The following is a 12,041-nucleotide window of genomic DNA, read 5'->3' on the forward strand; positions in this document are numbered from 1 at the left end:
AAACGCCACCCGATATACTCAGGTAGTGGTAAGAATTATTTAAAAATCCTGATAAAGCTATCTTTTTCCAGGCTTTCCAGTGAGAAATCAAAATCAGCTTCCGCCTTTTCTGTAGTTATCTCGGCTCCAAGCTCTTTTATAAGCTCATTGAAGGACATTGCTTCATACCATTGTTGGTATAACGCCGTTGTCGCCATCACAGAAACCTGATTATTTCCTGAAACATGAGAATGACCTGCTCCGAAATTCAACAGTACGAAACATTGCTTTTCGTTCTTTGTCATCAACATTCCCAGAATCATTTGCTTCTGGACAGCGTTACATCTGGCTTCAGCAAACAGATTATTAGGATTCATCATATAGTCGTAGGAAATCTTGTCTCCTTTTCCGATAACGATTTTATATCCGGAATCCGGATTTCCACTGAAAACGTTGCTCATCACAAGTGTTGGTGCACAATGCCCTTTATTGGCGTAAAGATATTCAACGGCACCATTTGGCGCAGAAGTCATATCTCCGGAGTACATCAGCTGACCGTCACCATGATTATAAGCAGCATTCCAACCTATTTCTCCTGCAATATTCAATCCTGAAAGGTCAAGGTCACGGGCACCCCAACGGTCTTCCCAATACACCCCTACAGCCAGTCTCTCAGCATAAAAACGCGTTCCGGTAGGAATATTTCCCACAAACATCTTTTCAGAGGTCGGTAATGCAAATTCTACATTCTCAGGGAAATAGAATTTCTTTCCGGACAGGTTTTCATACTTCAGTTTCAGAAAATCCAGAATAAAATCATAGTTGAACTGATTCACGTAAGTTTCCTTCCCTTTTTTAGTCCATGATTTTCCGTTTCTCACTCTGTAGACAAAGGTATCCTGGCCGTACATTCTTGAATAGCATGCTGACAATGCTTTGAACAATGCAAAAGGTGTTGCATTTTCCAGCCAGTGCCAGTCGCTGCTTTCCAGCAATGTATTGGTAGCATCATTCAACGGATTTGAGATCAGTGGTTTATGATGTACTTTAGACAGCTTTGATATTTTATTGATAGCTTTCGGAGCTCTGTTTTTATAGGCAAGGAATAAAGGTTTGAATCTGTTAAAGATTTCTGCCATTTTCTCCAGTCCGAAACTTTCAAACAAATAGGTTGGATTGAAATTACTCTGTTTGATCAGATTAATCAGATCATTATTTTTGATTAAAAGCGTTGTGTTAGTTGTTTTATAAATAACGTAACGGAAGAACTCAACAGGATTTTCAGGATAAATATCGTACTGGTCGGCTATTTTTATGATCGCTTCCTTGTTTCTTATATTTTCTTTTCCTGTAAAATCATATTCCAGTTCGTTATGCAGAATATCAAGCAAATCATCAATGGTTTCTTCCTTTAAAGCCATTCCTGATCTTAAAAGAGAAAGGCATTTTTCCTGCATTTCTTCCACAGTATACGCTTTGATGACTTTAAAAACCATCTTCATATCCGGGACATTCAGAATTTCAGCAGGAATATAAATTTCGTTCTGAAAATCGCTTCCATAGGTCGAAACATAATGAGTGATCTGTTCAATCAATAAATCATATCTTGAGGTATTCTTTATTTTCTCCCATGATTTATGGAAGGTTTTATTCAGGTCATTTCCGTTCAGTTTTTCCTTGGCATAGAAGGATATGATTTCATTTTTTGCCCAAACAGCATCAGGTTCAATGATAAAACCGTCATTGGAAATAAATGGCTTTGCATTCGATTCTTTAGCCAGTACAGCATTGAATAATTGTAGTGTTTTCATTGTTTTAAGTTTAAAAAATAAGTGAGGAGTAAATTCATTAAAAGTGAAGGGTATAGGAACTCCTTTTACCTATAGTTTATAAAAAGCGGGGAGTAATTTATCCAAAAAATATAGGAATTCCCTTTGCCTTATAATGTGTAAAAAAGGCGGAAAGTAATTTTAACCTTATAGGAACTTTCTGTGCCTTGGATTTTTTTTAATAACTTTTTAGTACTGTCAAATTTGGGTTGTTTTATTCAAACCTTACGGGTTTCTAAAACCCGTAAGGTTTAAATAGTAAGCACGTTTTAAATAAGACGTTTAAGCTTCATCTTATATGAACTTTTTTCCAGAATCATTTAAACTTACTGAAGTGGACTAAAGTGTTTTAAAATGAAAGCTTTTGTGACTTTATAAAGTTTAAACAATCTTACTAATAAAAAATTATGCTTTTCTGTATTTTTTCTTTTTTTTCCATGGTGCATTTTTCTGCACATCTCCGGCCATGATACATCCGTAAGGCATTACTTCATCCAGAACTTCACAAAGTCCGTACTCTTCAATCTGTGCTCTTACATTCTTGGCACTTTTATAAGCGCTTGGAAGTTCAGAAATATCAATTTCATTAGAATAGAAACGAATATCCAATCCAGCGGTTTCCTCATTGAAGATTTCCTCAGTCGTTTTATGAGCCAGAGACTTTTTATGCTGGCTTCTGCTGAAGTTTCTTCCTGCTCCATGCGGTGCAAAACCTAAGTTTCTTTCGTTGGTTGTTCCCTGAACAATCAGTACCGGTTCAGCCATATTCAATGGGATCAGTCTTGGTCCTGTAATATCAGGCATGAACTTATCATCCAGCGGAGTCGCTCCTTTGGCATGGTAGAACAGGTCTCCATCCTTGAAAACGAAATTATTTTCGTTCCAGTATCTGTTTTCCTTTTCCATTTCAAGCTTGTTCAGAACAGCATCATGGATAGAAGTATGGTTTTCTTTTGTCCATTGTCTGATCAGCTGAAGTGCTTCCCAATAGGATTTACCTTCATCTGTATCATAAGGAATCCAGGCATTTTCTCTCAATGTTTCAGGAGAAATTTCCTGTCTGAAACGGTTGGCCACCTTCATTCCCTTATCATACAAGGCAGCTCCCGGAGCTCTTGATCCGTGATGGGTTACCATCATGGTATTTCCCGTATTTTTGGAAATTCCGACAAAAAGGAAATGATTCCCGTCTCCCTGGGTTCCCATATGAGAACGGGCAATGCTGATCAGCTTTTCATCATTTAAGAAATCATTTTCTCTGAAAGCATCCATCAGTTCCTGAGACATCGGCATTTGTTCTCCTCTTGGTCTTCCTCCATACCCGAAGTGTGTTACAGAATGCGCAGCATCCAGAACATCTTTAGGGTTGGCTTTTCCAAAATCCGTAAGCATCACAGAACAGCAGATATCAGCGCTATGGAATCCCGGGTGAATGGCATTTTGGGCAATCACCACGCCACCTACCGGAATCTGACCTTCAGGACCAGTAGGGCAGGCATCCGGCATTAAAGCTCCGCCAATCAGAGTAGGGGTTTTCATCAGAACATTCATTGTTTTGATTACTTTATCTACATTATCATTCTCACTTTCATGCTCAGCCCGGATGTTGATCATAAAATCTTTAGCTGTCTCATGAAGCGGAATAAGTTCCGGCTGTGTGAACTGTACCAGATATTCTGTGATCTGCTGTTCATCCAGTTTATTCTCATTGATATAGCTAATGGCATCTTTAAACCATTTTGCAGGTCTATATCCTAATTCGATTAAATGATTTCCATTAAATTCCATTGTTGTTTCATTTTGATGATGCAAAGTAATAACCTTATTGCGCAATGTTTTTGCGTAGATAAAGAAATTTTAATTATTTTTACAAAAAATAAAAAAAGCAGATCATCCAGGGCGGAAATCTGTCTGAAATAAATATAAATAATAAACCGATATCTATGGTACTATTAGAACAATTAAAACATTTCCCTGAAACTATTCAGTTTAATGATGTTATCGCTTATATTGACGAACATTATGAGTTTACACCTACTGCTTTTCAAAATGGTGATACCACCAACCAGGCGGGGCAGAACAATGGTTCTTGTAAAGTGTTCAGCTTTGCCAGTATGCAGGATCTTACAAAAGAAGAAACCCTTTGGCTTTTTGGTGAGTTCTACAGAGAAGATGTTCTGAAAAATCCTGAAGGAACTGATCATCAGAATATCCGGAACTTTATGAAATTCGGCTGGGATGGAATTACCTTTGATGACAATGCTTTAAAAGAAAAATAATTTTAAGAAAGAGCAGAAAAAAGCAAATTTCATTTAAAAACACCAATCATTAAACACTAAGGTATGTCATCCAATAAAAATGCTCTGATCCGGTATAAAACATTAGATAAATGTCTTAAAAACAAATACAGGAAATATACGCTGGAGGATCTCATTGATGAATGTTCGGAAGCATTGTTTGAATTTGAAGGGAAAGAATCCTATGTAAGTAAACGTACAGTTCAGCTGGATCTTCAGAATATGCGGAGTGAAAAATTCGGATATGAGGCTCCTATTGAGGTTTACGAAAGAAAATACTACCGTTACAGTGATCCTGAATACAGTATTCATAATATTTCGGTGAATGAAAGTGACCTGAAAGCGATGAATAATGCAGTTCAGATCCTGAAACAGTTTAAAGACTTCTCCATGTTCAAAGAGATGAACGGGGTCATTCAGAAACTGGAAGACTCTATTCATGCAACCAGCCAGAAATCAATTATTCATCTGGATAAAAATGAACAGCTGAAAGGTTTGGAACATATTGATATTCTGTACGAAAGTATTGCTAATAAAAAGGTTTTGAAGATTCTTTACAAAAGCTTTACCGCAAGAGAATCCAATATATATACGGTACATCCGCAGCTGCTGAAGGAATTTAACAATCGTTGGTTCCTGATCTGTCTTTACAAACAGAAAATGTACAATCTTGCACTGGACAGAATGGAAAGTATTGAAGTGGATGACAGTGTTCAGTATATTGATAAGGACCTGGATGGGGATGAATATTTCAAAGATATTGTAGGCGTTACCGTATCAGAATCAATGGATCCGAGAAATGTGATCTTCTGGGTAGATGCAGGAAATGCACCGTATGTGAAAACCAAGCCGCTGCATAAAAGTCAGGAGATTATCAGGGAAGACCATGAGGGTACACTTTTTAAAATCTGTGTCCAGATCAATTTTGAGCTGGAAAGACTGTTATTAGGGTTCGGAGATTCTCTGATTGTACATAAGCCAAAGAAACTACGGCTGAAAATGGAGGAAAAGTTCAGTGCCGGACATAAAAATTATCAGAACCTGATCATCCCTGAAGAAATCTGATTGATTTAAATATTTTATTATCAGTAGGTTATAAAGAGGTATTTGTTTCTTTATTCCATCTTGGCTTGGAAATTGCATTATTTATAATCACAAAATTATATGTATGAAATCAAGAATATTTAAAGCATTAATTGCAATCATAGCACCCATAGCAATAGAATATATTGTTAAAAAAATATCTGAAAAACTTGATAAAAAAGAAGATCAGAAAGAAAAAGAACCAAAGCAGATTACGGCTTAAACGTAAAGTAGTTAAAATTTAAAATTATTGAAAAGAGACTGTCAGAACTAGGTACAGTCTCTTTTTTTTATTGTTAATGGACTTTTTTGATGAACGCTGAGAACCACCCCGTCAAAAATTCTATGAATTTTTGCCACCCCTCCAGAGGAGGGGAATTCTTACGTTTCAGTCGAGATATTGGTCAGAATTGTAATTTTTTGTGAGATTGTGACTGGTTCCTCCGGAATGACACAATTGTAATGATGGCCTATTCACACAGTATGTCATTCCGTAGGAATCTAAATTATTTATTATAAATGTAAGATTTCAAAAAACTTAAGTGTACTTCTCAAGCATTTAGAAATATCTAAAAACAGCTTAAGCGTTTAAAAAAGCTTTTGTGACTTTTGCGGTTCTTCTACACAAAATCATAAATCCCGTCTTTCCATCCCAATACTTTGGAAGAGTCTGCCTTTAGCCAGTTTTTCAGAATTGTGGCATATACTTTCCTGAAATCTTCTTTGTAGATAAGATCGCCTTCATTCAGATTCTGCAAGTCTGGAAGTGCATTTAATAGTCCCTTCTTCTTAAGGCTTCCGCTGATGAAGAACATCTGGTTGGCTGTTCCGTGATCCGTTCCGTTGCTTGCATTCTGAGCTACGCGGCGTCCGAATTCAGAAAATGTCATCAGTAAGATATTCTTGAAGAGTCCATTGCTTTTCATATCGGCAACAAAAGATTTTACTGCTTCATTGATATCATTGAACAGTTTTTTCTGCCGGTCATTCTGATTCACATGAGTATCAAAACTTCCGATTGAAAGGTAGTAAACCTGAGTATTGATATCTGACTTTATTAAAGAAGCTACAGTCTTAAAGTCTTTTCCCAATTGGGAGTTCGGATAAATTTGCTCTGTCTTTTTAGCTTGACTTTTTTCAAAAATATAATCGGCATTATTGATGGTGGAGCCTAAAGTCTGATAAAGATAGGATACTGTTTCATCATCGTGATGGTGGTCATAAAGAGACTTGAAATATTTTTCCTGACTCGTCTGGTAGAGCCTTTTAGGATCTTTAAATGCAAAAGCTTTGTTATTTTGCCCTTTCAGGGCAAGGCTTAGCATATCATCCACCTCAAGAGCCTGGGTAGGATGGTCGCAGCGGTAGCATTCTTCGTCCAGGAAACGTCCCAGCCATCCTGTTTCCAGAAACTGATCACTTCTGCTGGCCGACTGCCAGATATCCATGCTTCGGAAATGAGATTTGTCCGGATTGGGATATCCTACATTATTCATCACAGAAAGCTCTCCGTTATCAAAAAGCTCTTTAAAATAGGAGAGAGACGGATTAATCCCTGCCTCATCCGTTAAAGGTATTGAATCCCGAACAGCCAGTGTTTTCCTTTCCCTGAAATAAATATCATTTTTAGCCGGAATAATAGTATTAAGCCCATCATTTCCACCTGTAAACTGAAGAACGACCAGAATATTCTGACCGGGATTCAAAGCTTCATCCAGTGTCATTGCTTTTAAGAAATTAGGCATAAGCATTGAAGCCGTAGCCAGCGAACTTATTTTAAGGAATTCTCTTCTTTTGATTAGCATAATTTTGTTTTTAGGGTTTTAAGGTGGCAGATCATAGGTTGCAGGCAGAAGGTTGTAAGTTATAGAGCTGGCCGCATTTTATTTTTATAGCAGTAAAAAATAAATCAGGGGCAGCCAAGTTATACTGCGACAGCTATTACCTGCTATCTGCAACCTAAATGCTTCTTCCTACATTAACTGGTATTCTGGAGTAGACATCAGGTTGATGACATTCATTTTGATACTCTTGTCAGAGAAATTCTTTACGGAGTTCATATCGAGGCTCTGAGTATTCTGCAAAAGATAGTCTTCACAGTTTTTATCAGCAAAAATTTTCTCAATCCTATCCCAGTCGATGGTAATGTTGGGATTTTTAAAGCTTTTGTTCAAAGCTGTTTCACGGGATTTCATTCCCATATCGATATCATCATCCTGGCGGGGGCTGTATTCTAAAGGGCGGAGTCCGGACCATATCTGTGGAATCTGGAGTCTCAGCATAAGCGTGGAGCTGTCGATCCAGGATTTTCCGTTGGGCCATCCTGCGACATTAGGCGGATAAAGAAGCATCTGACCCAGTAATTTCTGGTACACGATAAGGTTTTCGGGATTCTGAATATGCATCGGAAGAATACGCATAATACCAGCCATCAGTTCTATCGGAGATTTTATCCGGTTACCGATATTCTTCTGATCATAAAACCATGTGCTGGAAAATATCTCAGTCATCAGTTTTTTAATATCATATCCTGAATTGTAAAAATTCGTACTGAGTTTGTTTACAATATCCCGATCTGGCTTTTCATTAACAAAGAATTTATAAATCTTTGTGGTAATGAACTGTGCAGTAGCCTTCTGTTCCAGAATAATATTGAGGATGTCATTTCCATCAAAGTTGCCTGTTTTTCCCAGAAAAGTTTTGCTGCCTTCATCATGAAGATTTTTTCTTTCTTTGAAATTGCCTTCCTTATCATAACTCCATCCTGTGAATGCCCTGGCACCTTCTCTCACGTCATGTTCGGTATAATTGCCTCTTCCCATGGTAAAAAGCTCCATGACTTCGCGGGCGAAATTCTCATTGGGATGATCCTTTTTATTCTGCTGGTTGTTAAGAAAATTAAGCATGGCCGGTGACTGACTTACCTCAAAAAGCAGATCTTTGAAATTTCCCAGTGCATTCTTCCTGATAGTGTTTAAAAGCTGTCTGTTGAACTTCGGGTTGATCACTCTTGAGGCGAAATGCCCGTGCCAGAAAAACGCCATCTTTTCCCTCATCTGCTCTTTGCTGTTGACGATGGTATTCAGAAAATTCAGGTTCAGCTCATTGTTTTGTTCCCTGTTGATACGCTGCATTTCTTTTTTCTTTTCAGCAGGAGCTGTGCTGTTCATGTAGTCCGCAGCCAAATCAGGGTCAGGAGCATCATAGGTAATCTCACTAAAGCTGTCTTCTTTAAATAATTCATTGATTATCGTTTTAATGTTTTTATTTTTCAAATCATCAATTTGATTAATACCCACACCAAAACCCGCACGCCAGAGAAGATGTTTGTTTTTTATTAATGAATCAGCCATCATGGAGAATTTATTTTTTGATGTATTTCAAAGAAAAAGGTTAAAATAGTAACGGGTTAAGGATTGTTAATATTGTTATGTGGGCTGGAAGCTATTAATGTGGATAAAATAGAATTGGTTTTAGAATATTACTTCCAGCCTCCATCTTCCATCTTTCTTTTCTTTAATTCACTTTTCGGGATCATTTTTTTGATAATTTTTGTTAAACAAACATTTAAATTTTGTTAAAATTAATGAGTTGATATTCATTGTTTTACATTTTGTTTGACTGTTAAAATCAAAGAAAAAGCCTTGCTTGGCATGATTTTTACATCCTCTTGTTTAGTAAAATTTAAAAATTAGAGTTATGAAAATGTTTAAACAAGCAATAGTACTGGCTGGTATTTTAACAGCAGGTATAGCAAGCGCCCAAAGTGCTCAAATGAACAATATGATCAAAGTAGGTGCGAATGTTGGTTTAGCAGTTCCCGCAGATAATCTTTCCGCTGCAGTAGGAGTGGATGTATCTTATCAGAACCTGATTACACCAGGGTTTGGGCTAGGTATTGCATCAGGATATACTCACTATTTTGGAAAAGACAATAACGGATATAAAAATAATGATGTGGGAGTAATTCCTGTAGCTGCTTTAATCAGAATTTATCCAAAACAAACCGGTTTCTATTTCGGGACAGACTTAGGATATGGTTTCCTGGTTGGGGATAAAGCAGTGGCATCAAATACCAATGTTGAAAGAGCAGACGGAGGTTTTTACCTTAAACCGGAGATCGGATATCACAACAGAGACTGGAACTTCTTTGTACAATACCAAAAGGTTTTTGTAGGAACAAAAGGAGATTTGCCAGGTCAGGATTATAATGTGGGGAATATCGGAGTAGGATTCGGTTACAATATTCCATTAGGAAAGTAGTTAGATTTAATATATAAACAATTATTAACCAAAACCTTTTCACGAAAGTGGAAAGGTTTTTTTGTTCTGTGCAGGATTTACAAAAACAATTATTATATTTGGTAAAATTTGAGGTTATGATTCTGAATCCAAAATTTCCACTTTATTTACCAGGAGTAGAGAACAGTAATAATGATAATGTTTCTATCATTGGAGCAAGCCTCCGTGAAGATATAACAATCTTAGGCTATTTCGTTTCCGGGAACGGAGGTCTTGAGATAAAATTAGAAAATACATATGCAACCAAGGAATATTCTTCTTTTTCAGATATTCTGAAGAAGTTTATCCAGGATAATCAATTGCAAAATGTAAAACGTCTGGGAATGGCCGTACCAGGTCCTGTATTGGACGGGAAGAGCAGTCCTGCAAGATTGGGATGGCATTTGGATGTTGCTGAATATGCCCGCGATTTCGGGTTTGAAAAAGTAGACATGCTGAATGACCTTGAAGCTTCTGCTTACGGAATGTCTCTGTTGGAAGATAACGATCTTGAAGCCATCTACACCAGCGGACACCTTGAAAAAGGAAATGTAGCCGTTCTTGCTCCCGGAAACGGATTGGGTGAAGCCGGATATTTCTTTGACGGAAAATACCTGAGACCTTTCGCAACAGAAGGCGGACACTCAGAGTTTTCACCAAGAACCAACGTAGAAGTTGAGTTTTACCAGTTTCTAAATAATATCTATGGTATTGTAAGCTGGGAAAACGTACTTTCAAAGTCAGGATTATTCAATATTTACAGATTCCTGAGAGATGTGAAAAGACATCCTGAGCCGGAATGGCTGGGAGAACGCCTTGCACAGGGAAACTTCGTGGAAGAATTGTATAAAGCAGCTGTGGAAGAAAATGTACTTATCTGCAGAATAGCTTTGGATACTTTCCTTGAATTCCTGGCAAGAGAAGCGAATAACCTTACATTAAAGCTGAAAGCTACCGGAGGATTGTTTATTGCCGGAGATATTGCACAGACTGTAAGAGAGTATATTGACAAAGGAAAATTCTATGAAAAATTCAAGATCAGTGACAAAATGGAAGAAATGCTTAAAAATATCCCTATTTATCTGATCAAGCAAAATCATACGGCACTAAATGGTATAGCGCTTTATACAGCGTACTATCAGGTATAAATAAAGGCTCCGAAAAAATTCGGAGTTTTTTTATGGGATGATATTATTCATGAAAATAATAAAATTTATTGATATACATCAATGAAATCTATTGAAGAAGATACCTACATTTGTATCGTTAAATAAGTAAATAACTCTATTCAATGAAAAAAATATTTTTATTAGCAGTTTTAGCTGGTGGTTTAGCTTTCGGACAGTCAAAAAAAGTAGTAGCGTCTGATGTACACTGGTGGGGATACAAAGTAGCAAAATCTGAGGCCAGCTCTCATGACGGTACTGTAAAAGTAAAGTCTGGTGATATGGTAATGAAAGGAAACCAATTGGTAGGAGGAAGCTTCGTATTGGATATGACTTCCATCAGCTCTACTGACCTTACAGGAGAATATCAGCAAAAATTAAACGGACACCTTAAGAATGGTGACTTCTTTGAGGTTGAAAAATTCCCTACAGCAACTTTCAAAATTACAGGAGTAAAGAAAAACAACGACAAAATCTACAACTCTCTTGTAACAGGAAACCTTACTGTAAAAGGAAAAACAAACCCTATTTCTTTCCCTGCTAAAATTTCTTACAGCAAAGGAGTAGTAAGTTTAGTATCCAACAAATTCTCTTTCGACAGACAGAAATTTGATGTTGCCTACAAGTCTACCATGCAGGATGTTTTTGTGAAAGATGATATTGATATGCTTGTAAAGGTAACTGCTCAATAAATTAATCAAAAAAAGATTATTAAAAGTGTAGAAGTTCTACACTTTTTTTTATTTTTGTTGAATTGTAAATAAAAAAGAATGAAAAGATTACTATTGTTTGCTATGGTGTGCGCAAGCATAACATTTGTTTCTGCCCAAAAGAAATTTGATAAGGTTTCAAAAGTGACTTCATCAGAGATCAGATGGTGGGGGTATAAGGTGGTAAAAACCCAGGAAACTTCCCACTCAGGAACAGTGAAGCTAAAAAGCGGAAAACTCAACTTTGACCATACGGTTCTTGTAGACGGAGAATTTATAATTGATATGAGAAGCCTGATGGCAGGAGATGTTTCAGATGAAGATCAGATCAAGCTTACTAATGATCTGAAAAGCTCGAACTTCTTTGAAGTGAAAAAATTCCCTATTGCAAAGTTCCATTTGACTAAAATCATCCCTTTAGCAAACAGTGAATACAATTCTACAGTATATGGTGATCTTACCCTTAAAGGAGTGAGAAAAACAATCTCCTTCCCTGCGAATGTATACGTTACTCAGTTTACCACATCTATTGAATCTGCCAAGTTCTCTCTGAACAGAAGAGACTTTAAAGTATTCTATCAGTCTTCACTGAAAGACTATTTCATCAAGAACGAAATGGATATTCAGTTCAAAGTTTCTACAGAAATGCTGGATAACGAGAACAGAGTTCCGAAAAAGAAAAAGTAAAATATATTC

General features: G+C 36.9%; 11 protein-coding genes. 7 read left to right on the forward strand and 4 right to left on the reverse strand.

Annotated elements, in window-relative coordinates:
• Positions 1-35: 35 nt before the first annotated feature.
• The gene (locus tag ACE3RB_RS12455; RefSeq protein ID WP_374464504.1) at positions 36-1,790 is read right to left on the reverse strand and encodes a hypothetical protein; all 1,755 of its coding nucleotides are present in this window, start codon (positions 1,788-1,790) and stop codon (positions 36-38) included.
• A 423-nt stretch (positions 1,791-2,213) separates the two neighbouring features.
• A complete protein-coding gene (locus ACE3RB_RS12460; RefSeq protein ID WP_374464532.1) occupies positions 2,214-3,014 on the reverse strand; it encodes an RtcB family protein in 801 nt (266 codons plus the stop codon).
• 737 nt (positions 3,015-3,751) lie between these two features.
• Between ACE3RB_RS12460 and ACE3RB_RS12465 the strand changes: the two genes are divergently transcribed.
• The 3 genes from ACE3RB_RS12465 (at position 3,752) to ACE3RB_RS12475 (ending at position 5,411) form a co-directional block, all read left to right on the forward strand.
• Positions 3,752-4,087: a HopJ type III effector protein gene (locus ACE3RB_RS12465; protein WP_374464505.1), complete on the forward strand. Its 336-nt coding sequence runs from the start codon at positions 3,752-3,754 to the stop codon at positions 4,085-4,087.
• Between the two features lie 63 nt (positions 4,088-4,150).
• The gene (locus tag ACE3RB_RS12470; RefSeq protein WP_374464506.1) at positions 4,151-5,170 is read left to right on the forward strand and encodes a helix-turn-helix transcriptional regulator; all 1,020 of its coding nucleotides are present in this window, start codon (positions 4,151-4,153) and stop codon (positions 5,168-5,170) included.
• A 103-nt stretch (positions 5,171-5,273) separates the two neighbouring features.
• A complete protein-coding gene (locus ACE3RB_RS12475) occupies positions 5,274-5,411 on the forward strand; it encodes a hypothetical protein (protein WP_002980888.1) in 138 nt (45 codons plus the stop codon).
• Positions 5,412-5,808: 397 nt separating this feature from the next.
• On the opposite strand, the gene ACE3RB_RS12480 is transcribed toward ACE3RB_RS12475, so the two are convergent.
• Together ACE3RB_RS12480 and ACE3RB_RS12485 are read right to left on the reverse strand one after the other, a co-directional pair.
• Positions 5,809-6,993 (reverse strand): DUF1501 domain-containing protein, encoded by a 1,185-nt coding sequence (locus ACE3RB_RS12480; protein WP_374464507.1) that lies wholly within the window; start codon positions 6,991-6,993, stop codon positions 5,809-5,811.
• A 168-nt stretch (positions 6,994-7,161) separates the two neighbouring features.
• The gene (locus ACE3RB_RS12485) at positions 7,162-8,544 is read right to left on the reverse strand and encodes a DUF1800 family protein (RefSeq protein ID WP_374464508.1); all 1,383 of its coding nucleotides are present in this window, start codon (positions 8,542-8,544) and stop codon (positions 7,162-7,164) included.
• Between the two features lie 343 nt (positions 8,545-8,887).
• Here ACE3RB_RS12485 and ACE3RB_RS12490 point away from each other — a divergent pair, with 343 nt between their 5' ends.
• From ACE3RB_RS12490 to ACE3RB_RS12505, 4 genes are all read left to right on the forward strand, one after another.
• A complete protein-coding gene (locus tag ACE3RB_RS12490) occupies positions 8,888-9,451 on the forward strand; it encodes a hypothetical protein (protein ID WP_332389061.1) in 564 nt (187 codons plus the stop codon).
• 116 nt (positions 9,452-9,567) lie between these two features.
• Positions 9,568-10,617, forward strand: a complete 1,050-nt coding sequence (locus tag ACE3RB_RS12495) for a glucokinase (RefSeq protein WP_374464509.1) — start codon at positions 9,568-9,570, stop codon at positions 10,615-10,617.
• Positions 10,618-10,760: 143 nt separating this feature from the next.
• Positions 10,761-11,327: a YceI family protein gene (locus ACE3RB_RS12500; RefSeq protein WP_142725928.1), complete on the forward strand. Its 567-nt coding sequence runs from the start codon at positions 10,761-10,763 to the stop codon at positions 11,325-11,327.
• 78 nt (positions 11,328-11,405) lie between these two features.
• Positions 11,406-12,032: a YceI family protein gene (locus ACE3RB_RS12505; protein WP_374464510.1), complete on the forward strand. Its 627-nt coding sequence runs from the start codon at positions 11,406-11,408 to the stop codon at positions 12,030-12,032.
• The last annotated feature ends 9 nt before the right edge of the window (positions 12,033-12,041 follow it).

Source organism: Chryseobacterium sp. (genome assembly GCF_041914225.1).
In the GTDB taxonomy this organism is placed as follows: domain Bacteria; phylum Bacteroidota; class Bacteroidia; order Flavobacteriales; family Weeksellaceae; genus Chryseobacterium.

Coding starts and splice junctions, on each gene's coding strand:
- ACE3RB_RS12490 (WP_332389061.1), top strand. CDS start 8,888: ATGAAAATGTTTAAACAAGCAATAGTACTGGCTGGTATTTTAACAGCA.
- ACE3RB_RS12495 (WP_374464509.1), top strand. CDS start 9,568: ATGATTCTGAATCCAAAATTTCCACTTTATTTACCAGGAGTAGAGAAC.
- ACE3RB_RS12505 (WP_374464510.1), top strand. CDS start 11,406: ATGAAAAGATTACTATTGTTTGCTATGGTGTGCGCAAGCATAACATTT.
- ACE3RB_RS12500 (WP_142725928.1), top strand. CDS start 10,761: ATGAAAAAAATATTTTTATTAGCAGTTTTAGCTGGTGGTTTAGCTTTC.
- ACE3RB_RS12470 (WP_374464506.1), top strand. CDS start 4,151: ATGTCATCCAATAAAAATGCTCTGATCCGGTATAAAACATTAGATAAA.
- ACE3RB_RS12465 (WP_374464505.1), top strand. CDS start 3,752: ATGGTACTATTAGAACAATTAAAACATTTCCCTGAAACTATTCAGTTT.
- ACE3RB_RS12475 (WP_002980888.1), top strand. CDS start 5,274: ATGAAATCAAGAATATTTAAAGCATTAATTGCAATCATAGCACCCATA.
- ACE3RB_RS12485 (WP_374464508.1), bottom strand. CDS start 8,544: ATGATGGCTGATTCATTAATAAAAAACAAACATCTTCTCTGGCGTGCG.
- ACE3RB_RS12480 (WP_374464507.1), bottom strand. CDS start 6,993: ATGCTAATCAAAAGAAGAGAATTCCTTAAAATAAGTTCGCTGGCTACG.
- ACE3RB_RS12455 (WP_374464504.1), bottom strand. CDS start 1,790: ATGAAAACACTACAATTATTCAATGCTGTACTGGCTAAAGAATCGAAT.
- ACE3RB_RS12460 (WP_374464532.1), bottom strand. CDS start 3,014: ATGGGAACCCAGGGAGACGGGAATCATTTCCTTTTTGTCGGAATTTCC.